Origin of the sequence: Pseudomonas sp. P5_109 (assembly GCF_034009455.1) — a bacterium.
In the GTDB taxonomy this organism is placed as follows: domain Bacteria; phylum Pseudomonadota; class Gammaproteobacteria; order Pseudomonadales; family Pseudomonadaceae; genus Aquipseudomonas.
On record NZ_CP125380.1, the window covers coordinates 254,957 to 276,267 of the forward strand.

A 21,311-nucleotide genomic window follows, 5' to 3' on the forward strand; every position below is an offset into this window, starting at 1 on the left:
GCCCGCTCCCACACCTGACCGGGTTAAACCCCATCCAAATGTGGGAGCGGGCTTGCTCGCGAAGAACGATAACGCGGTTTTCGCCGTAGACTTGGCGAACCCACTCAGGAATCAACGCCAATGCCCCAGCGCACCGACTACCCCCACTTCCAGCCCATCACCACCCGCTGGCACGACAACGACGTCTACGGTCACATCAACAACGTCACTTACTACAGCTTCTTCGATACGGCAGTGAACACTTACCTGATCGAAGTCGGTGGCCTGGATATCCATGACGGTGAGGTAGTGGGATTCGTGGTGAGCTCGGCCTGTGATTACTTTGCCTCCATTGCTTTCCCGGACCGTATCGAGATCGGTCTGCGGGTAGGCAAGCTGGGCAACAGCTCGGTGCAATACGAACTGGCCGTGTTCAAGCAAGGGGAAGACGAAGCCTGCGCGGCAGGGCGCTTTGTGCATGTGTTTGTCGATCGCGCATCGAATCGGCCCGTGGCGATTCCGGCAGGGTTGCGCGGGGCGCTGGAGCGTCTAGTGGCTCAGTAAGAAAAAAAATCGCAGCCCAAGGGCTGCGATTTTTGTTGTACCTGCCAGCGAGGCGCTCGAGGCCTTAGTCGCGGTAGTACTTGTGGTGCTTGCGATGGCCATAGGCATGGCCGCGGTGACGGTGGTCGTCGCGGTAGTAGCGACGATCGTCATGGCCGCGATACGAACGGCGATCGCCGTCTTCATCATCGTACTCTTTGCCCATGTAGTTACCCAGCGCGCCACCGGCGCCGCCGCCTGCTGCAGCGCCGATCAGGCTGCCGGTGGTGCCGCCCATGTTGCGGCCGACCACGTTACCGCCCGCTGCACCCAACGCACCACCAAGGGCTGCTTCGCCACGGCTATGCTTGTTTGCGCCGACGGCGCTACCACCCGCGCCACCCAGGGCTGCGCCGATGGTGGAACCTGTACTGCCGCCTAACGACTGACCGACGACCGAGCCTAGAACCCCGCCCAATGCGCCGCCTACACCGGCTTCGGTAGTGCCGCCAGCAGACGCAATACCGCTGACCAGGCCAAGGGACAACAAGAGAATCGAGGAGAACTTCATGGGGGAACCTCAAGGGGATGACGGCGCGATCCTGAGGCTCTGGAATAGGCGTGACAATCGAAATCCGACGAATAACACGACCTGTATACAATATTGCAAGTTACTGTTTTTTGGGCGGAACTTAACGTTTTTTTGCCGGTCTTTTACTTATTCGCAAAGGCCGTTTTCGTGAGGAAACGGCCTTTTTTGTGGGCGAAAGAAAAGTACTGAATCTGGAATGTTTGTTGTTTGATCTACCGTATTCGCGAGCAAGCCCGCTCCCACAGGGGAACGCATTCCGATGTGGGAGCGGGCTTACTCGCGAAGAGGCCAGTTCAGACGCTGAGAGTTTACGCCGACCTGGCCATGATCAAGCCAGTCTCACTCGCCGCTTCCAGGCGGATCGCCACGAACTTCGATGTCGGTGTATGGCTGCCATCCCCAACGCTTTCCAGCGGCACCAACGGGTTCACTTCCGGGTAGTACGCGGCCGCTTGCCCGGCCGGGATATCAAACGCCAGCAGCGTGAAGCCTTTTACCCGACGTTCGACGCCATCGTCCCAGAGCGAAACGATGTCCGCCTTCTGCCCCGGCTTGAAACCCAGGCGAATGATGTCGGCCTCGTTGACGAACAACACGTCGCGTTGACCCTTCACTCCGCGATAGCGGTCATTCAGGCCATAGATCGTGGTGTTGTACTGATCGTGGGAACGCATTGATTGCATGATCAGGTCCGGCAGCACACCGGTGGCGCGGGTGCGTTCGTGCACCAGGTCTTTGGGCAGCGCGTTTGGACGGAAATTGGCCCGGCCCGAGGCGGTGCTCCACTTGCGCGCACCGGCGCTGTTGCCGAGGTAGAAACCGCCAGGGTTCTTGATCTGTTCGTTGAAGTCCTTGAAGCCGGGAATGGTGTCGGCGATCAGGTCGCGGATGCGGCTGTAATCGGCCACCAGCCAGTTCCAGTCCACCGGGTGGCTGCCCAGCGTCGCGGCGGCGATACCGGCCAGGATCGCCGGTTCCGAACGCATCTGGTTCGACAACGCCTGCAACTGGCCGTTGGAGGCGTGGACCATGCTGAACGAATCTTCGACGGTCACCGCTTGCGGGCCTTCGGTCTGGATATCGATGTCGGTGCGGCCCAGGCACGGCAGGATCAGCGCGTCCTTGCCATGGGTCAAATGGCTGCGGTTGAGCTTGGTGCTGATCTGCACGGTCAGGTCGCAGTTTTGCAAAGCCTGGAAGGTGCGTGGGCTGTCCGGCGTGGCTTGGGCGAAGTTGCCGCCCAGGCCGATGAAAACTTTCGCCCGGCCTTCCGCCATCGCATGAATGGCCTCGACCACGTTGTGCCCGTTGTGACGTGGCACCTTGAACTGGAAGCGGCGCTCCAGGGCGTCGAGGAACGCCACCGGCGGACGTTCGTTGATGCCCATGGTCCGGTCGCCCTGCACGTTGCTGTGACCGCGCACGGGGCACAGGCCGGCACCGGGCCGGCCGACGTTGCCACGCAGCAGCATCAGGTTGGCGATTTCCTGGATGGTCGCCACCGAATGGCGATGCTGGGTGATGCCCATGGCCCAGCACATGATGACGTTCTTGCCCTTGACGTACATGCGCGCCGCTTGCTCGATTTCCACCAGGGTCAGGCCGGACTGCTCGACGATCTGCTCCCACGGCGTTTCATCGATGGTCGCCAGGTACTCCAGCACATTGGCGCTGTGCTCATTGAGGAAGTCATGGTCGAACACCGCCGGCGCCCCGGTTTTCTGTGCGTCGCGTTCCCACAGCAGGAGAAATTTCGCCATGCCGCGCATGATCGCCATGTCACCGCCCAGGGCCGGGCGGAAGAATGCGGTGTTGGTCGGCTCGGAGCCGTTCATGAGCATTTCGATCGGGTGCTGTGGATGCTGGAAGCGCTCCAGGCCGCGCTCCTTGAGCGGGTTGATGCACACCACTTGCGCGCCGCGTTTCACCGCTTCACGCAATGGCTCGAGCATGCGCGGGTGGTTGGTGCCGGGGTTCTGGCCCCAGACGAAAATCGCATCGGCGTGTTCGAAGTCGTCGAAGGTCACGGTGCCTTTGCCGACACCAACGCTTTGCGACAGCGCGACACCGCTGGCCTCGTGGCACATGTTCGAGCAATCGGGGAAGTTGTTGGTGCCATAGGCGCGCACGAACAGCTGATAGAGGTACGCCGCTTCGTTACTGGCGCGGCCCGAGGTGTAGAACTCGGCCTGATCCGGGCTCGACAAGCCGTTCAGATGCTTGGCGATCAGCGCGAAGGCATCGTCCCAACTGATCGGTTTGTAGCGGTCGGTTTCGGCGTCATAGCTCATCGGCTCGGTCAACCGACCCTGATACTCGAGCCAGTAGTCGCTCTGCTCCAGCAGCGCGGTGACGCTGTGTTTGGCGAAGAACTTTGCATCGACACGGCGTTTGGTCGCTTCCCAGTTCACCGCCTTGGCGCCGTTCTCGCAGAACATCACCATGCCCTTTTCCGGAGAGTCGCCCCAGGCGCAACCCGGGCAATCGAAGCCTCCGTTCTGGTTGGTCTTGAGCATGATGCGCAGGTTCTTCAGCGCGTTGTCGCTGGTCAACCAGGCCTGGGCGACGCTGATCAGTGCGCCCCAGCCACCGGCCGGACCTTTGTAAGGCTTGTAGCGAGGGACAGGTGTCTGGTCGGCTTGACGGTGTTGACTCACGCTTGTTTCTCCAACGTTGGGCTGTAGACCCGCGGCGCATTCTTCTGTGGCAGATGGATGAGGTTGAGGTTGTGGCGACGGGCCCATTGCACGGCAAGGCCCGTGGGGGACGACAGGCTGACCAGGGTCTGGATGCCGGCGCGCAGGACTTTCTGGATCAATTCAAGGCTGCAGCGGCTGGTGACAATCACCAGGCCACCCGCAGTCGGGATGTTTTGGCGCACAAGGCCACCGATCAGCTTGTCGAGGGCGTTATGCCGGCCGATGTCTTCGCGGCCCAGCAGTAACTCGCCCTGGTCGTTCATGAACACTGCCGCGTGCACCGCGCCGCTGTGCTGCCCCAGCGGCTGGAACGCGCCGATGCGCTGGCGCAGGCCTTCGAGCCAGGCGGCGGGCGGCAAAGGTGCGCCGGGCAACACCTTGAGGTCCGGCAGTGCCTGCTCGACCGCTTCCACGCCGCACAACCCGCAACCACTGGTACCGGCCATTTGCCGACGTTGCTGCTTGAGGTTCCAGAAGGCGCGGTTGGCGATGGTCACTTGCGCGTACTGCGCCGACCCTGAGCCACTCAGTTGCAGGTCATAAATGTCCGTGGCGTCCTCGATGATGCCGCTGCCCAGGCTGAAACCGACAATGAAGTCTTCCAGGTCCGTCGGCGTCACCAGCATGACCGCCTGGCTGATGCCGTTATAGGCAATCGCCAGCGCGACTTCCTCGGCCAGCGCGGTGCTGTCCGATTCCAGGTATTCAAGGTTGCTATAGCTGTACGTCTGGCTGGCGGCGGGCGCGGGCGTTTCGAGGGCAGGCGCCGCGCAGGCAGGGCGCTTGGTGTTCATGGCATCACCCACGGTTTGATCAGCTTTAAGACTAGGCGCGGCAAACGGTCGCGTCTAATTGCTATTACTGATCTACCGATAGATGCCGTCGATCAAGAGTTCATTAGTGATTGTTGGTAAATCGCGAAACAGGCCTCCGCCAAGGCCGAGCGTGGCGCGCTGCGCCGCATGATCAGCCCCAGGCGGCCAAGGGTCTGGGCGTTCTCGATCGGTTGCAGGCGCAAGTGTTCGGTCAGTCCTTCGAGGCCGCCGTCCAACGGCATTACGGCGCAACACAGGCCGCCGTGCACCGCTTGCAACAGTTGATGGACTGCGTCGGTCTGCAGCAAGGGTTGTGGGGTCAGGCCACGGCTGTGGAAGTTATGGTCGATGGATTGGCGAAAGTGCATGCCGCTGGTGAGCATGCCCAGTGGCAGTTCGATCACTGACTCCCAGCTCAGCGGCGCCTCGCCAAAGGTGAAGAAGCGTTGATCGTAGAGCAGGCCCATGCGGGTTTCGCTGAAAGCCAGGGAGTCGAAATGGTCGGTGTCCAGGCGTTCCAGGTAGGAAACACCGAGGTCCAGGCGATTGTTTGCCAGTTGTTCGAGGATCTGCTCGGAGCTCAGTGCCGAGAGTTCGAAACGCAGGTTTGGATGCTCCCCATGCAGGCGTTGCAGCAGCGGCAGCGGATCGAAGCTCGACAGCGGCACCACGCCCAGGCGCAACGTACCGACCAGATTGCCACGACAGGCGGCGGCCTCGGCGTACAAGCCGTCGTAGGCCGCCAGTACCGTGCGCGCCCAGGCCAGCACCCGCTCGCCTGGCGCGGTGAAGCCTTCGAAGCGCTGGCCGCGATTGACCAGCGGCAAGTCGAGTTCTTCTTCGAGGCTGCGCAGGCGCATGGACAGGGTCGGCTGGGTGATGTGGCAGCGTGCGGCGGCCTGGCCGAAATGGCGGGTTTCGTCGAGCGCGATGAGGAATTTCAGCTGCTTGATGTCCATCTTCGCTCCTGGGCGCGGGAAGGGGCGGATTCTATCGCAAGCGGGGTCATTGGTCGGGTTGGATTCGCAAGTGACGGCCGTGGTCTAGGCTTTTGCGTCTGGAACCCAAAACCCAAGGAGAGTGCACCATGAGTCTTTTGAGCTTTGTGAAAGAGGCAGGCGAAAAACTGCTGGATCTGCTGACGCCAGGCAACGCCAATGCCAGTGAGCAGTTGAAAGAACACATCAGCAAGGTCGGCCTGGGTAATCCGAATGTGCAGGCGACGGTCGATGGCGACAAGGTCACGGTGACCGGTGAAGTGGCGAGCCAGGAAGAGAAGGAAAAAATCCTGCTGGCGGTGGGCAATATTGCCGGGGTTGGTAGCGTTGATGATCAGATTACGGTGACCGGGCCGGTAGTCGCTGCTGCGGTGTTTGTCACCGTCGTGAAGGGCGACACCCTCAGCGCGATTTCCAAGCGCGTGTACGGCGATGCCAACAAGTACAACAAGATTTTCGAGGCCAACAAGCCGATGCTGTCGCACCCGGACAAGATCTATCCGGGGCAGTCGTTGCGGATTCCTGAGTAACACAAAACCTGTGGCGAGGGGGCTTGCCCCCGTTCGGCTGCGCAGCAGTCGTAAAAAATTTGGGGCCGCTACGCGACCCAACGGGGGCAAGCCCCCTCGCCACAATGACCGCGCCGCGGTCTAGAGCCCTGCAGTCAAATCCCGGTAATCCCCGACCGCCGCAAACTCCGCCGTATCCTTCGGCCCCTTGCGACTGTCCGGCTCACGCACGGCCAGCAAATGCGCGACGCCAAAGTCCCGTGCGCTGCGCAGGATCGGCAAGGTGTCGTCGATGAACAGGCTGCGCGCCGGGTCGAAATCGATATCGGCTTGCAACGCATCCCAGAACTGCAGGTTTTCCTTGGGGAAGCCGTAGTCGTGGGAACTGATCAAACGCTCGAAGTACGGCGCCAGTTCGATTTTTTCCAGCTTCAACGACAACGCATCCCGATGGGCGTTGGTGATCAGCACCACGCGCTTGCCGGCCCGCTTGATCGCCGCCAGAAAGGTATCGGCATCCGGACGCAGGGCGATCAGATGCGCGGTCTCCAGTTTCAGTTCGCGCACCGACAGCTTCAGTTCGGCGCTCCAGAAGTCCAGGCAGTACCACTGTAACTGGCCGGCATTGCGCTCGAACAACGGCTGCAATTCCATTTCGGCCATGGCCCGGCTGACCCCGTGCAGTTCGGCGTAACGCTGGGGCAGGTGCTCCATCCAGAAGTGGTTGTCGAAATGCAGGTCCAGCAGCGTGCCGTCCATGTCCAGCAGAACGGTATCGATGTCGGACCAGGGTAATGAAGGCATGGCAACGTCTCGGGCAGTAGAAAGATTTCTGGCGTAAACAATCGGGGAAGCCGCGTTATAGTAGCGCGTTCACGCCAAGGAGCTTTGCATGCGCCAGAAACCCACGATACTCGCCCGCGAGATTGTCGCCACCAGTCGATTGTTCTGCGTCGAAGAGCTGAAGTTGCGCTTTTCCAATGGCGTGGAGCGCACCTATGAACGCCTGGTCGGCAAGGGTGCCGGGTACGGCGCGGTGATGATCGTGGCGATGCTCGATGCCGAGCATGCGGTGCTGGTCGAGGAATATTGTGGCGGCACGGATGAATATGAAATGTCGCTGCCCAAGGGCTTGATCGAACCGGGCGAAGACGTGCTGGCGGCCGCCGAGCGTGAACTCAAGGAAGAGGCCGGTTTCGGCGCGCGGCAACTGGAGCACCTGACCGAGCTGTCGCTGTCCCCCGGTTACATGAGCCAGAAGATTCAAGTGGTGCTGGCCACCGACCTCTACGAAGCGAGTCTGGAAGGCGACGAGCCCGAGCCGATGCGGGTGGACAAGGTCAATCTGCGTGAACTCTCGGCGCTGGCGCAAAACCCGCAATTTACCGAAGGCCGTGCCTTGGCGGCGCTGTACCTGGCCCGAGACCTGTTGACTCAGCGCGGAGCGTTCCAGTCATGAATTTCCCGCATCCGTTGATGGCGCCGGTCATCGAGCTGGCCTTGCAGGCGGGCGAGGCGATCCTGCCGTTCTGGCGCACAGGCACGGCCGTCACGGCGAAGGCTGATGATTCGCCGGTGACCGCTGCTGACCTGGCCGCGCACCACCTGATTCTGGCCGGGCTGACGGCGCTCGATCCGAGCATCCCGGTGCTGTCCGAAGAGGACGCCAACATTCCCCAAAGCGTGCGGGCCGGATGGCAGCGCTGGTGGCTGGTCGATCCGCTGGACGGCACCAAGGAATTCATCAACGGCAGCGAAGAGTTCACCGTCAACATCGCCCTGATTGAAAATGGTCGAGTGGTGTTCGGTGTGGTGTCGATGCCGACCAACGGTCGTTTCTATGTCGGAGGCGCCGACCTCGGTGCCTGGCGTGGCGATAAAGGTGGCACGCCGGTGGCGATCAAGGTGCGTGATGCGCTGGTGCCAGGTGAGTCGTTCACCGTGGTCGCCAGCCGTCGCCATTCCAGCCCGGAGCAGGAGCGTTTGCTGGCGGGGCTGAGTGCAAGCCTTGGCGAGCTGCAACTGGCCAATATCGGCAGTTCGCTGAAGTTTTGCCTGCTGGCCGAAGGGGCGGCGGATTGCTATCCGCGCCTGGCTCCGACTTCGCAGTGGGACACGGCGGCGGCACAAGGCGTGCTGGAAGGTGCCGGCGGTGCGGTGCTGGAGTTGAGCGGTGAACCGTTCAGCTATCCGGCGCGGGAGTCGCTGTTGAATGCATTCTTCCTGGCGTTGCCGGCGAAGGCGGCGTGGCGGGATAAGCTGCTGGAATTGGCCCGCTCCTGAAATCACCTTAACTTTGTGGCGAGGGGGCTTGCCCCCGTTGGGCAGCGAAGCTGCCCCAAAAACATGCAATCTCATTGTGTCTGACACGCTGCGGACGCTGGACTTGGGAGTGCTGCGCACTCCAACGGGGGCAAGCCCCCTCGCCACAGGTTGTACAACACCCTCATATTCAGCGGTGCAGCACATACTGCCCGACAAACCTCACCGCATCCTCATCACGGCCTTCATTGACGACCCGCGTATGCAGGGTCAACCGCGCTCGGCTGTAGCGCTGGAAGGTGGTCAGGAATTTCTTCCAGATCACCGGATCCGGCGCCTGGCAAATGGCGTTGGCATCGCCCGTCACCGGCAGCGGATAGCTGATCTGCCCTTCCTGAATCACGATGTGCCCGTCGGTAATGCCTTCTTCCTTGAGGCGCAGATGCAGCCAGCCCCAACCGGCCAGGACCGCGCCGCAATACAGGCTGCCGCCGAACATGGTGCTCTTGTGGTTGACGTTGGCTTCCAGCGGCAAGTGCAGGCGCAGTTGCTGGTCATGCCAGTCGAGCACTTTGAGGCCCATGTCCCGGGTGAGGGGAATGTCGTGATGGAGGACTGATTCCAGTTGTCGACTGTCGCGGCTCATTCAGGGGCCTCTAGCGTGAAGTGGATGATTGGACGTTAGCTCAGTCGAGGTCGTCAGGGTGGGCCGAGGCGCCACTGTCGGTGAAACTCAGACCGTGTTTGCGCAGTTTGTCGTGCAGGGTCTTGCGCGGAATGCCAAGGGCTTCGGCAACGCTGCGCACGGAGCTGTGCGAGCGTGCCAGTTCGGCGGCGATTAGGGTTCTTTCGAAGTTCTCCACTTGCTCGCTCAAACCGCCGCTGACGACTTCGACCCTGTTGTCAGCGCTGCCATCCGACGCGCTGTTGTCGAGGGCCAGTTCCAGCCCGAGGGCAAAACGTTCGGCGGCATTTTGCAGCTCGCGCACGTTGCCGGGCCAGGTGTGGCGCAGCAGCAAGGCACGTTGCCCCGGTTGCAGTTCATGGGGCGGCAAACCGTGGCGGGCACTGGCTTCATCGGCGAAATGCTGGAACAGCATCAGCGCATCTTCGCCCCGTTCGCGCAGTGGTGGAATCCGTAGCGGTGCGACGTTCAGGCGGTAATACAAGTCGGCACGGAAACGCCCTTGATCCGCCGCCTGGCGCAGGTCTTCCTTGGTCGCGGCGATGATGCGGATGTCCAGTGGGATCAGCTGGTTGCCGCCCAGGCGTTCGACCACCCGTTCTTGCAGCAAGCGCAACAGTTTTACCTGCACATCCAGGCTCATGCTTTCGATTTCATCGAGGAACAGCGTGCCGCCGTTGGCGAATTCGAACTTGCCGATACGGCGTTTCTGCGCGCCAGTGAAGGCGCCGGGCTCGTGGCCGAACAGCTCGCTCTCGACCACCGATTCGGCCAGGGCACCGGCGTTGATCGCCACGAACGGTCCGTTGCGACGGTTCGATAAATCGTGCAGTGCCCGGGCCACGACTTCTTTGCCGGCGCCAGTTTCGCCGAGGATCAACACATCGGCCTTGGTCGCGGCCAGGGCGCCGATCTGCTCGCGTAGGCGCAGCATCGAAGGTGAGTGGCCAACCAGACGGGTGCTCAGTTCATTGCGGTCGCTCAAGGCCAGTCGCAGGCTGCGGTTGTCCAGCACCAGTCGGCGCAGGGCTAACGCGCGACGCACGCTGTCGAGCAGGGCGTCGCTGGCAAACGGCTTTTCCAAGAAATCATAGGCGCCGGCGCGCATGGCCTGCACGGCCAGCGGCACATCACCGTGGCCGGTGATAAGCAGCACCGGCAGCTCGGGGTCTTGGGCGTGCAGTTCGCTCAGCAGTTCCAGGCCATCCATGCCGGGCATGCGGATGTCGCTAACCACCACACCCGGCCAGTCACGCTCCAGTTGCGCGGCCAGGCCCTTGGCTTCGGCCAGCGGCAGGATTTTCAGGCCGGCCAGATCCAGCGTCTGGCTCAGGGCCTGGCGCAGATGGGGATCGTCGTCGATCAACACGACCTGAATGCGGTTGTCGATGGTCATGCACTTCGGTCCTCGGACGGTTGCAGGCTCACGCCCGGTGCGCCTGGGCGCAGCTTCAGGGTAATCAGGGCGCCGCCCTCCTTGTGGTTGGCGAACGACAGTTCACCGCCGAAGGCGCGCATCAGGGTTTCGCAAATCGCCAGCCCCAACCCCAGGCCCTGGGTGCGGGTCTTGGTGGTGTAGAACGGCTCGCTGGCGCGCCCAAGGGCTTCCATGCAAAAGCCGGGGCCATTGTCGCGAATGTACAGGTTGACGCCATCGGCCGTGGATTGGGCACTTAGCCAGAGTTTACGTGGCGGGCCTTTTTCCGTCAGGGCATCCAGGGCGTTGGCCAGTAGATTACCGAGTACCTGGCGCAGGCGGGTTTCCCCGGCCTCGACCCACAGGGTGGCGGCTGGCAGATCTCGGATCAGCTCGACGTCCATGCTGCGTCGGCGCTTGGCCAGCAAGGCCAGGGCATCGTCTAGCGCCGGTTGCAGGGCGACGCTTTCCGGGGCGTGGCGGTCGCGTCGGGCGAAGGCGCGCAGGTGGGCGATGATCGAGGCCATGCGCCCGGTCAGTTCGCTGATCAATTTGAGGTTGCCGCGGGCATCGTCGGTGCGCTGGTGATCGAGCAGCACCTCGGCGTTTTCCGCGTAGCTGCGAATCGCTGCCAGCGGCTGATTGAGTTCGTGGCTGATGCTCGCCGACATCGTACCCAGTGCCGACAATTTGCCGGCCTGCACCAGGTCATCCTGGGCGCGTACCAGTTCCTGCTGGGCTTGTTCGCGTTCCAGCACTTCCTGTTTCAGGCGCCGGTTCAGGCCCTCGAGATCGCTGGTGCGCTCGGCGACCCGACCTTCCAGCTCGCGGCGGGCCTTGCCTTCAAAGGCAATGCGTTCGAGGTAATGGCGACGGCGCTGCATCATCAGGCCGAGCAGCAGCATCAACACCAGCAGCGTTGCACCGCCGATGGCCACCACCGTGCGCACCGGGCGGTCGATCAAGGTGCGCGGGGCGAGGATGCTGACGTCCCAGCCGGTTTCGGCGATTTGCTGGGTCTGGGTCAGCCAGGCATTGGGATTGAGCTTCAGCGGTTTTGGATCGCGGGTTGGATAGGGTTGGATCGCAGTGATGGCCTTGCTTTCTTCCTCGTTCAACGGGCGGGTCGAGCGGAATCGCCACTCTGGTCGCGAGGTGAGAATGACCACGCCGTTGTGGTCGGTCAGCAGCAGTTGTTCCGGGGTTTTGCCCCAGAGGCTTTCGGTGTGGTCGAGGTCGACCTTGACCACCAGCACGCCGACGATTTTCTCGCCATCGCGTACGCCGGCGGCGAAGAAGTAACCGCGTTTGGCGGAGGTAGTGCCCAAACCGAAAAAACGCCCGAGTCGCCCGGCCATGGCTTCGCTGAAATACGGCCGGAAGGAAAAATTGCGCCCGACGAAACTGTCGTGCTTGTCCCAGTTGGAGGCGGCCAGGGTCTTGCCGGTGGCGTCCATCAGGTACATGACTTCGGCGCCGGTCTGGGTGGCGATGTTTTTCAGCAGGCGGTTGGCGTTGCCCTGGGTGACGCCATCGTCCGGTGCTCCGAGCACGGCGCGCAGGGCTGGCAGGTCGCCGAGGATCTGCGGCAGCACTTCATAGCGGTGCAGGGTACCCAGCAGGTTGGCGACATAGAGGTCGAGGGTCTGGCGATTCTGACTGGCCAACTCGCTACGGTAGTAACGCTCGGCCAGATGCTCCAGCGGCCACAGCAAGGGCGCCAGGCACAGTGCCAGCAGGGCCAGGCTGCGCCAACGGGGTCTGGGGGGAAGGGTCGGGGTCATGAGCATCAGGCGCCTGTGGGTACAGGCGCATTATGCCTAGGCTTGCACGCCTTGGGTCAGCGGCATCTTGATGGGCGAGCGTCAGGCAAAGACGTCGGCATCCTTGAAAAATACCCCGGCCTGATCTTTCGCCGACAGCTGCGGCGTGCCTTGCAGTTGCCAGTCGATGGCCAGGTCCGGGTCGTCCCAGCGAATGCTGCGCTCGGCCGATGGCGTGTAGTAGTCGGTGGTTTTGTACAGGAACTCGGCAAATTCGCTCAATACCACGAACCCGTGGGCGAAACCTTCCGGCACCCAGAGCTGACGATGATTGTCGGAGGACAGGCGCACGGCGACCCATTTACCGAAATGCGGCGAGCTGCGACGGATGTCTACGGCTACGTCCAGCACTTCACCGACCGTGACGCGGACCAGTTTTCCCTGGGTATTTTCCAGCTGGTAATGCAGGCCGCGCAGCACGCCCTTCTGCGAACGGGAGTGGTTGTCTTGAACGAATTCAGTGTCCAGTCCGGTGGCCTCCTTGAAGGCCCTGGCGTTGAAGCTTTCGTAGAAGAAACCACGTTCGTCACCAAAGACCTTGGGTTCGAGGATCAGAACACCGGGCAGGTCGGTGGTCACTACATTCATGGTGGCTCTCCAGAAGCATGCGTTTAATGGCCGCCATTCTTGCGCAAAGTGCTGATCGAGGCGAGTACCAGAACAAAACCTGTGGGAGCGGGCTTGCTCGCGAAGGCGGTGTGTCAGCCGACATCGATGTTGCTGATACACCGCTTTCGCGAGCAAGCCCGCTTTGACCAAATGGCGCCATGCGAGCCCCGGGGGGTTGCGTATCGCCCGAAGCGGTGGCGATATAGGCGCCTAATAAAATTTCAGGGGTCGTTGTATGCCGCTCGCCACGTTGATTCATCGCGCCAGTTTGCCTAGCCCGCAGGTGTCTGCGGAGCAGGCGCTAGAGCTGCTGGAAGAGCATTACGGGTTCAGCGGGCGGTTGCAGGCTCTCGGCAGCCAGCAAGACCTCAACTACCGCGTCGACAGCGAGCAGGGACGTTTCGTCCTGAAAATCTGCCGTGGCGACTACGCGGTACTGGAGCTCCAGGCACAACATGCCGGGCTCAAGCACCTGGGCGCGCACCCCGATGTCCAAGTGCCGCGTGTTATCTCGGCGAAAAACGGCGCAGACCTGCTGTCTCTGGACGTGGGTGGCCAGGCGGTGCACGTTCGCCTGCTCGACTACATCGAAGGCCAGCCGCTGACCAGCCTCGATTATTTCACCCCGACGGTGGTGTCCGGCTTCGGTCGCCTGTGCGGCGAGATGGACCTGGCCCTGGCTGATTTCGACCATCCGGGCCTGGTGCGAACCCTGCAGTGGGACGCCCGCCATGCTCACGCCCTGATCGCGCACTTGCTGCCGGTGATCAAGGATGAAGCCCTGCGCAAACTGATCGTCGAAGCGTCCGAACAAGCCGAACGACATTTGCAGCCGCTGGAAGCCAAGCTGCCGGTGCAGGCCATTCACATGGACATCACCGACGACAACGTGGTTTGGCAGCGCGATGCGCAACGCCATTGGCAGTTGCAAGGCGTGATCGATTTCGGCGACCTGGTGCGCACCTGGCGCATTACCGATCTGTCGGTGACCTGCGCCGCGCTGCTGCATCATGGCGAGGGCGATCCGTTCTGCATTTTGCCGGCAATCCAGGCCTATCACGCAGTCAACCCGTTGCAACACGAGGAGTTGCTGGCGCTGTGGCCGCTGATCGTCGCCCGCGCGGCGGTGCTGGTACTCAGTGGCGAACAGCAGGTCAGCATCGATCCGGGCAATGCCTACAGCCGCGATAACCTGGTCCATGAGTGGGAAATCTTCCGTGTGGCCACGTCGGTGCCGTTGGCGTTGATGGAAGCGGCGATCCTCACGGCCGTCGGCCACAACCTGCCCACCATCGGCAGCGAAGGCTTTGCACCGCTGTTGCCGAGCCTGGTGGGACGTGAGTTCGCCTTGATCGACCTGGGTGTGCTCAGCCCGCATTTCGAGGCCGGGAACTGGGAACAGGAGGGAGTCGATCAGCGCCTGCTGGATGAAGCGGCCGCGGCACACGGCCTGGCGGCCAGCCGCTACGGACAATACCGCCTGTCCCACACCCGCCCGGACAGCGCCACTGAACCGGACACTTGCCCGTTGCACGTCGAGTTGCGCGTGCCTCAGGGCACGGCGGTCGAAGCGCCGTTTGCCGGGGTGGTGCATCACCCGTTGGCGGGTGTGTTGCAGCTGGACGGCCCGCAATTGAGTGTGCGGCTTTGGGGCGTCACGCCGTCGCTGCACAGCGGCGCGGCACTGGTCAAAGGCCAGGTATTGGGTTCGGTCAGCGGGCCTTTGCTCGTGCAGTTGTGCCGTGGCGCGTCGATCGATGCGCCGTTGTTCTGTGCACCTTCGCGCGCAGCGGCCTGGCAAGTGTTGTGCCCATCACCGGCAGCCATGTTGGGCTTGGCCTGTGATGCCGAAGCCGAGCTCGATGGACCGACCTTGCTGGCCCGGCGCGATGCCAGCTTCGCCCGCACGCAAAAACACTATTACGTCGACCCGCCGCGCATCGAGCGTGGCTGGCGCAACCATTTGATCGACATGCAGGGCCGTTCCTACCTCGACATGCTCAACAACGTCGCGGTGTTGGGTCACGGCCATCCACGCATGGCGGCGGTCGCCAGTCGCCAGTGGTCATTGCTCAACACCAACTCGCGCTTCAACTACGCAGCCGTGGCTGAGTTCTCCGAACGGTTGCTGAAGTTGTCCCCTGACGGCATGGACCGCGTGTTCCTGGTCAACAGCGGCAGCGAGGCCAATGACCTGGCGATTCGACTGGCGTGGGCCTACAGCGGCGGGCGCGACGTGCTCAGCGTGCTGGAGGCCTATCACGGCTGGACGGTTGGCGCGGACTCGGTGTCGACCTCGATCGCCGACAACCCCAAGGCCTTGAGCAGCCGCCCGGACTGGGTGCACCCGGTAACAGCGCCGAACACCTATCGCGGTGAGTTCCGTGGACCTGACAGTGCGCCGGACTACGTACGCAGCGTCGAACACAACCTGGCGAAAATCGCCGGGCAGAAACGCCAGCTGGCCGGTTTCATCTGCGAACCGGTGTACGGCAATGCCGGCGGTATCTCGCTGCCACCGGGCTACTTGCAGCAGGTCTATGGCATGGTCCGGGCGCAGGGCGGCGTGTGCATCGCCGACGAAGTGCAGGTCGGCTACGGGCGCATGGGCGATTTTTTCTGGGGCTTCGAAGAGCAGGGCGTGGTGCCGGATATCATCACCATGGCCAAGGGCATGGGCAACGGCCAGCCACTGGGCGCGGTCATCACTCGCCGGGAGATCGCCGAGGCGCTGGAGGCCGAGGGTTACTTCTTCTCGTCCGCCGGCGGCAGCCCGGTCAGTTGCCAGGTCGGCATGGCCGTGCTGGATGTAATGGAAGAGGAAAAACTCTGGGAGAACGCCCAGGTCGTTGGCGGGCACTTCAAGAAGCGCCTCGAAGCGTTGATCGATATTCATCCGTTAGTGGGCGCGGTGCACGGTTCCGGTTTCTACCTGGGTGTCGAACTGATCCGCAACCGCGAAACCCTGGAGCCGGCCACCGAAGAAACCACCGCGCTGTGCGATCGCTTGCGTGAACTGGGGATCTTCATGCAGCCGACCGGCGATTACCTGAACATCCTCAAGATCAAGCCACCGATGGTCACTTCGCGCCAGAGCGTGGATTTCTTCGTGGACATGCTGTCGAAGGTGCTCACAGAGGGGTTGTAACTACATCCCCCTGTAAATGCGGGCCAATGTGGGAGCGGGCTTGCTCGCGAAGAGGCCGGTACATCCGACGCAAATATTGCGTCTGGAATGCCGCTTTCGCGAGCAAGCCCGCTCCCACAGGGACAGTGGTGTTAATTCGATTGTTATCGGCTTTTTATTGATTGTTTTTGTATTGCTGGATGTATGGTGCTTTAAAAGCCGATATTTATCGGATATAAAGTGACACAGTCCACGGCGTGTACCACTGCGCTTTCCATTTCTGTCAGGTATCAATGCCACTCCGGAGTCCTGAGCCATGACCACGTTGAACAGCACCCCTCGCGCCGACGGCTTCTACATGCCGGCCGAATGGGCACCCCAAACCCAGACCTGGATGATCTGGCCCGAGCGCCCGGACAACTGGCGCCTGGGTGGCAAGCCGGCGCAAGCCGCGCACGTGGCAGTGGCCAAGGCCATCGCCCGTTTCGAACCGGTGACCGTGGCGGTTTCCGCCGGCCAGTACGAAAACGCCCGTGCCCGCCTGGACGTGCCGAATATTCGTGTGGTGGAAATGTCCAGCGACGACGCCTGGGTCCGCGACACCGGCCCGACTTTCGTCATCAACAACAATGGCGAAGTCCGTGGCGTGAACTGGGACTTCAATTCGTGGGGCGGTTTCGACGGCGGCCTGTATTCGCCGTGGAACCGTGACTCCCAGGTCGGTGGCAAGATCCTCGAGATCGAGCGCAGCCCGCGCTACCGCACCGAAGGTTTCGTGCTGGAAGGCGGCTCGATTCACGTCGATGGCGAAGGCACCCTGATCACCACCGAAGAATGCCTGCTCAACCGCAATCGCAACCCGCACATGAACCGCGCGGAAATCGAAGCGGTCCTGAGTGCGAACCTGGCTGTGGATAAAATCATCTGGCTGCCGGACGGCTTGTTCAACGACGAAACCGACGGCCATGTGGATAACTTCTGCTGCTACGTGCGCCCGGGTGAAGTGCTGCTGGCCTGGACAGATGATCCGCAGGACCCGAACTACCCACGTTGCCAGGCCGCGATGAAAGTGCTGCAAAGCAGCACCGACGCCAAGGGTCGCCCGTTCACGGTGCACAAGATGCCGATTCCGGGTCCGTTGTTTGCGACTGAAGAAGAGTGCGCCGGTGTCGATCCGGTCGATGGCACTCAGGAACGTAACCCGACGGTTCGTCTGGCCGGTTCCTACGTGAACTTCCTGATCGTCAACGGCGGCATCATCGCGCCGTGCTTCGACGACCCGCAGGACGGCCCGGCCAGGGAGATCCTGCAGAACCTGTTCCCACAGCATGAAGTGGTGATGGTGCCTGGTCGCGAACTGTTACTGGGGGGCGGCAATATTCACTGCCTTACCCAGCAGCAACCCGCGCCACACAAGGAGTGAGTGAGGTTGTAACAGCTTGAGTTGATTGCAAAATCCCACAAGCTGTCGATCAGCCTGCTGCTTTGCACAGAGCCCGCAGCCCTCAAGGGTTGCGGGCTTTTTTGTATCCACTTGCCCACACTTCCGAAACCTTGGCACAGCTCTTGTATCTCTGCTGTTGTAACTCGGGGAGGGGAGGACTTCGATGTTCTGTCATAAACCTTGGATAAGTTAGCCGCTCACAAACCGGGAGAGAGCGCTGAAATGAACGCCGAAGTGAACGTAGTGAGCGACAAGGCGTTGCATCCCCTGGCAGTAAATAGCGAATCGCTCCAGATTCTGGCGCACTGGTTCAAGTCCAATGGAATGCGTCAGATCAGCGAAACTGATCCGCGCCGGACGATGATCGAGCGTTACCCTGCTGGCTTGTTCAGCGAGGCGGAACTGGATGCGTTGTGGGATGTGATGGAAGGATAAGAAGAATAACAACGGATTGATCAGAAAAAGCGCTGCCGGGATGGCAGCGCTTTTTTTTTCAACGCGCTAAACCTTGTGGGAGCGGGCTTGCTCGCGAAAGCGGTGTATCAGCAAAGTTGATATCGGCTGACACGACGCCTTCGCGAGCAAGCCCGCTCCCACAGGTTTTTGTGTTGCGGTCAGAAACTGTAGGTCCCCGTCACCACCAGGCTACGCGGTGCCCCCGGCTGGATCTGGAATGCACTGGTCGCCGAGGAGTAATAGGTCTTGTCAGTGATATTGTTCAGCGCCGCGCGCACATCCCAATCTTTCTGACGGAAACCGGCCAACGCATCCCAGCGGCCATAGCCCGGCAACACGGTGGTGTTGAGGTTGTCGGCATAGCGGTCGCCGACCAGGGTCAGCCCGGTTTCGGCGTACCAGCCCATTTCCGGTTTCCAGGTCAGGAACAGGCTGGCGTTGTGCTTGGCCACGTTGTTGATGCGCTTGCCTTCCAGGCCGTTGTTGTCCTTCTCGATCGTCGCGTCCTGCAGACCCACGCCACCGCGCATGTACCAGTTGCCGATAATCTTTCCGGCAGCAGTCAGCTCGATCCCGCGAGAGCGTTGCAGCCCGGACAGCAGGGTAATGTTCGGGTTGTTCGGGTCGCTGGTGCGGCGGTTGTAGAGTTCCAACTCATAGATCGCCAGCGTGGTGCTCAAGCGATCGTCGAGCCAATCACTCTTCACGCCGATTTCCTTCTGCTTGGTCAGCTCGGGGCTCAGGTCGTTACTGTTGCCGGCCGCACCCGGGGTGATGCCGATCAAGCCACCGCCGACCGGCGAGAATGTCTTGCTCCAGGAGGCGTAGAAGGAGTGATTTTGCAGCGGTGTCCAGACCACGCCAACGCGGGGGCTGGTGCTGTGGCTGTCACTGTCTTCGGAAATATTGCGCACCTTGTTGGTCGACTCGATATCGAACGTGTCGTAGCGCAGGCCGGCGAGCAATTGCCATTGGTCGTTCAGGCGCAGTTGATCCTGCACATACACCGCGCGGCTCTCGACCTCGGTGTGGGTGTTGCTCGACACCACCATGCGCCCGGTATGGCGCAAATTGCGGTCGGGGGTGTACAGGTCCAGTGCTGGCACCGCTGAACTGCCCGGCCCGGAAGTGGCGGCGTTGTACAGCAGCGGGTCGCGGCGCTGGCTGCCGATTTCGATGCCGGTGAGCAGGCGGTGCTCCAGGCCGAAGGTATCGAAGCCACCTTCGAGCTCGACGTTGTTGTAGACGTTGCGGGTGTTCAGGTCCTGCTGCCAGTGCTGGCGTGTGACCTTGTTGGTGGCCGGGACGTAGCCGGTCAGGTAGGTATTGTCGAAATCGCTGTCGAGCTTGAATACGCCCAGGGTCTGGCGCAGTTGCCAGTTGTCGCTCAGTTCATAAGTGAGTTTCGAGCGCAGGGATTGCGCCTTGTCGTCGATGAAATCGTTTTCGCTGCCGTAGGTGGTATCACGTCCCACGTCGGCCGGGCGACCGTTTACGCCGGGGATGCCACGATCAGGCGTGCGGTTGTAGCGGCTGTATTCGTACTGCACCAACCAGTTCAGGTCGGGTGTCAGCTGCCAGCTCATGGAGGGTGCGAACAATTGGCGATTGCCGCTCACGCCATCGCGGAAGCTGTTCTCGTCCATGTTGCCCATGTTCAGGCGCAGGCTGATGTTCTCAGTGGGGTCGGTGCTGAGGTCGGCATAGAGGCTGCGTAAGTCTTCGCTGCCACCTTGGGCTTCGATGGTCGAGCGGCGACCGAACTCGGGCAGCTTGCTCACTCGGTTGACGATCCCGCCCTGGCTGCCACGGCCATACAACACGGCGGCGGGGCCTTTTAAAACGTCGATGCGTTCGATGTTGTGCAGGTCGCGCACGTACTGGCTGTCGTCGCGGATACCATCGAGATAGAAGTCGTTGCTGGCGTCGAAACCACGGATGCGCAAGCTATCGAAGCGAGTGTCGGCGCCGCTGCTGACGTTGGGGATGCCACTGAGTGCGGTGCCCAGATCGTTGCTGCCGTAATCCATCACGTTCGAGGTTTTGATCGAGTCGATGGCTTGTGGCACGTAGCGCACCGGTGTAGCAGTCCGGGTCGCCGTGCTGGTTTGGGTCACGCGCGGGTCGTCGGCTTCAGCTTCGGCGCTGATCGATGTGGCAGGTAGGGTGGTCGGTGCAGCGTAGGAAAAACCGGCAGACAACAAGGCAGAGAGCCCAAGACTGTAGGGCGCAAGGCGAAAAGGGGCAGGCATTGAAGAGCGCATCCGTTGGATTTTTAGGTTGAAACGTGCAGGAGGCGCGAATAGTAATGCTTGTCATTTGCCGTCGTTAGTTGTTATTGATAATTAGTCTCATTTGATTGTTTCGATTTGTGTCTGAATCAATACAAAGGGTTTACGCAATCATTCGACCGATTCAAGCAACAGACTGAAAGCCAATCCGGCGTTTTTCCAGGACCGCTGTGGCACTAATCTGCCGACATCGAATTTTTCCCAATTTCTGTCGGAGCTTTCCCATGATCCTGCATTACATCTACGACCCCTTGTGCGGTTGGTGCTACGGCGCAAAACCGCTGGTGCAAGCCGCCCAGACAGTACTGCCCGTGATTGCCCATGGCGGCGGCATGATGACCGGTGCCAATCGGCAAAAGGTTTCGCCGCAACTGCGCAGCTACGTCATCCCTCATGACCGGCGCATTGCCGAATACAGCGGGCAGCCGTTCGGCGAGGCCTATTTCGAAGGTTTGCTGCGTGATCACACCGCCGTGTTCGACTCGGCGCCACCCATCGCCGCGGTGCTGGCTGCCGAGCAAATGGCAGGTCGCGGGCTGGAGTTATTGGGGCGTTTGCAAAGTGCTCACTACGTGGAAGGGCGCCGCATTGCCGACGAATCGGTCCTGTTTGAACTGGCCCACGGCATGGCGCTGGACCCTCAAGCGTTCGAAAGCGCCTTCAGGGCGGCCGACACCGAAGGTCATATCAGGAACAGCCGGGCTTTCCTGGCAAAAGTGGGCGGTCAGGGTTTTCCGACCCTGGTGCTGGAGCACAATGACCAATTCACCCTGGTCGATATCGGGCCATGGCTGGACAAACCCCAGGCATTTGCACAGTGGCTGGGTCAGTCGCTTGCGGATCGGGACTCATCCAGTTCCGTAGTGGCCTGCGGGCTCGAAGGGTGCGTCGATTGAATATTCCTGCCGCGTAAAGCAGATTCTTAGACGTTTTTTGCCTATTTGTAGAAGATTCATGAAATTGACACACCGTTAAGGGCGCGGCTACGATTCGGCCCAACGCCTGTGGCCGACCGCCACGACTCAAAAACAATAAAAGGCCCGCCGCGAGAAATCGTGGGCG

General features: G+C 61.4%; 18 protein-coding genes. 8 read left to right on the forward strand and 10 right to left on the reverse strand.

Going from position 1 to position 21,311, the window contains the following annotated elements:
• Nucleotides 1-120: 120 nt before the first annotated feature.
• Nucleotides 121-543: an acyl-CoA thioesterase gene (locus QMK54_RS01135; RefSeq protein ID WP_110659376.1), complete on the forward strand. Its 423-nt coding sequence runs from the start codon at nt 121-123 to the stop codon at nt 541-543.
• 64 nt (nt 544-607) lie between these two features.
• Here QMK54_RS01135 and QMK54_RS01140 read toward each other — a convergent pair whose 3' ends face one another.
• From QMK54_RS01140 to QMK54_RS01155, 4 genes are all read right to left on the reverse strand, one after another.
• Nucleotides 608-1,093: a glycine zipper domain-containing protein gene (locus QMK54_RS01140; protein ID WP_110659377.1), complete on the reverse strand. Its 486-nt coding sequence runs from the start codon at nt 1,091-1,093 to the stop codon at nt 608-610.
• A 329-nt stretch (nt 1,094-1,422) separates the two neighbouring features.
• Entirely contained in the window at nt 1,423-3,771 is a 2,349-nt protein-coding gene (locus tag QMK54_RS01145) for an FdhF/YdeP family oxidoreductase (RefSeq protein ID WP_320401890.1), read from the reverse strand.
• A complete protein-coding gene (gene fdhD / locus QMK54_RS01150) occupies nt 3,768-4,607 on the reverse strand; it encodes a formate dehydrogenase accessory sulfurtransferase FdhD (RefSeq protein ID WP_110659380.1) in 840 nt (279 codons plus the stop codon). The genes QMK54_RS01145 and fdhD overlap by 4 nt, the downstream gene beginning before the upstream one ends.
• 92 nt (nt 4,608-4,699) lie before the next feature.
• The gene (locus QMK54_RS01155; RefSeq protein ID WP_320401891.1) at nt 4,700-5,587 is read right to left on the reverse strand and encodes a LysR family transcriptional regulator; all 888 of its coding nucleotides are present in this window, start codon (nt 5,585-5,587) and stop codon (nt 4,700-4,702) included.
• Nucleotides 5,588-5,715: 128 nt separating this feature from the next.
• Here QMK54_RS01155 and lysM point away from each other — a divergent pair, with 128 nt between their 5' ends.
• Nucleotides 5,716-6,156 (forward strand): peptidoglycan-binding protein LysM, encoded by a 441-nt coding sequence (lysM, locus tag QMK54_RS01160; RefSeq protein ID WP_046040810.1) that lies wholly within the window; start codon nt 5,716-5,718, stop codon nt 6,154-6,156.
• A 120-nt stretch (nt 6,157-6,276) separates the two neighbouring features.
• Here lysM and yrfG read toward each other — a convergent pair whose 3' ends face one another.
• Complete coding sequence (yrfG, locus tag QMK54_RS01165; protein ID WP_320401892.1) at nt 6,277-6,939, reverse strand: GMP/IMP nucleotidase; 663 nt, start codon at nt 6,937-6,939, stop codon at nt 6,277-6,279.
• Nucleotides 6,940-7,027: 88 nt separating this feature from the next.
• On the opposite strand from yrfG, the gene nudE reads away from it, so the two are divergent.
• Complete coding sequence (gene nudE, locus QMK54_RS01170; RefSeq protein WP_160390738.1) at nt 7,028-7,594, forward strand: ADP compounds hydrolase NudE; 567 nt, start codon at nt 7,028-7,030, stop codon at nt 7,592-7,594.
• Nucleotides 7,591-8,418 (forward strand): 3'(2'),5'-bisphosphate nucleotidase CysQ, encoded by an 828-nt coding sequence (cysQ, locus tag QMK54_RS01175; RefSeq protein ID WP_320401893.1) that lies wholly within the window; start codon nt 7,591-7,593, stop codon nt 8,416-8,418. Before nudE ends, cysQ begins: the two co-directional genes overlap by 4 nt.
• A 169-nt stretch (nt 8,419-8,587) precedes the next feature.
• Here cysQ and QMK54_RS01180 read toward each other — a convergent pair whose 3' ends face one another.
• The 4 genes from QMK54_RS01180 to rfbC all read right to left on the reverse strand — a co-directional run bounded on the left by QMK54_RS01180 (nt 8,588) and on the right by rfbC (nt 12,910).
• Nucleotides 8,588-9,043: a YiiD C-terminal domain-containing protein gene (locus QMK54_RS01180; RefSeq protein WP_008003181.1), complete on the reverse strand. Its 456-nt coding sequence runs from the start codon at nt 9,041-9,043 to the stop codon at nt 8,588-8,590.
• Between the two features lie 40 nt (nt 9,044-9,083).
• Nucleotides 9,084-10,478 (reverse strand): sigma-54 dependent transcriptional regulator, encoded by a 1,395-nt coding sequence (locus QMK54_RS01185; protein ID WP_320401894.1) that lies wholly within the window; start codon nt 10,476-10,478, stop codon nt 9,084-9,086.
• Nucleotides 10,475-12,283 (reverse strand): sensor histidine kinase, encoded by a 1,809-nt coding sequence (locus QMK54_RS01190; protein ID WP_223588949.1) that lies wholly within the window; start codon nt 12,281-12,283, stop codon nt 10,475-10,477. Before QMK54_RS01190 ends, QMK54_RS01185 begins: the two co-directional genes overlap by 4 nt.
• Before the next feature lie 81 nt (nt 12,284-12,364).
• Nucleotides 12,365-12,910, reverse strand: coding sequence for a dTDP-4-dehydrorhamnose 3,5-epimerase (gene rfbC / locus QMK54_RS01195; protein WP_320401895.1), 546 nt, complete (start codon nt 12,908-12,910; stop codon nt 12,365-12,367).
• Nucleotides 12,911-13,166: 256 nt separating this feature from the next.
• Here rfbC and QMK54_RS01200 point away from each other — a divergent pair, with 256 nt between their 5' ends.
• From QMK54_RS01200 to QMK54_RS01210, 3 genes are all read left to right on the forward strand, one after another.
• Nucleotides 13,167-16,079: an aminotransferase gene (locus tag QMK54_RS01200; RefSeq protein ID WP_320401896.1), complete on the forward strand. Its 2,913-nt coding sequence runs from the start codon at nt 13,167-13,169 to the stop codon at nt 16,077-16,079.
• A 295-nt stretch (nt 16,080-16,374) separates the two neighbouring features.
• Nucleotides 16,375-17,481 (forward strand): agmatine deiminase, encoded by a 1,107-nt coding sequence (aguA, locus tag QMK54_RS01205; protein ID WP_320401897.1) that lies wholly within the window; start codon nt 16,375-16,377, stop codon nt 17,479-17,481.
• A 243-nt stretch (nt 17,482-17,724) separates the two neighbouring features.
• Nucleotides 17,725-17,937: a hypothetical protein gene (locus QMK54_RS01210; protein ID WP_007972820.1), complete on the forward strand. Its 213-nt coding sequence runs from the start codon at nt 17,725-17,727 to the stop codon at nt 17,935-17,937.
• Between the two features lie 179 nt (nt 17,938-18,116).
• Here QMK54_RS01210 and QMK54_RS01215 read toward each other — a convergent pair whose 3' ends face one another.
• A complete protein-coding gene (locus QMK54_RS01215; RefSeq protein WP_320401898.1) occupies nt 18,117-20,210 on the reverse strand; it encodes a TonB-dependent siderophore receptor in 2,094 nt (697 codons plus the stop codon).
• Between the two features lie 263 nt (nt 20,211-20,473).
• Here QMK54_RS01215 and QMK54_RS01220 point away from each other — a divergent pair, with 263 nt between their 5' ends.
• On the forward strand, nt 20,474-21,145 hold the full coding sequence (locus QMK54_RS01220) for a DsbA family protein (protein WP_110659323.1): 672 nt from the start codon (nt 20,474-20,476) through the stop codon (nt 21,143-21,145).
• Nucleotides 21,146-21,311: the final 166 nt, after the last annotated feature.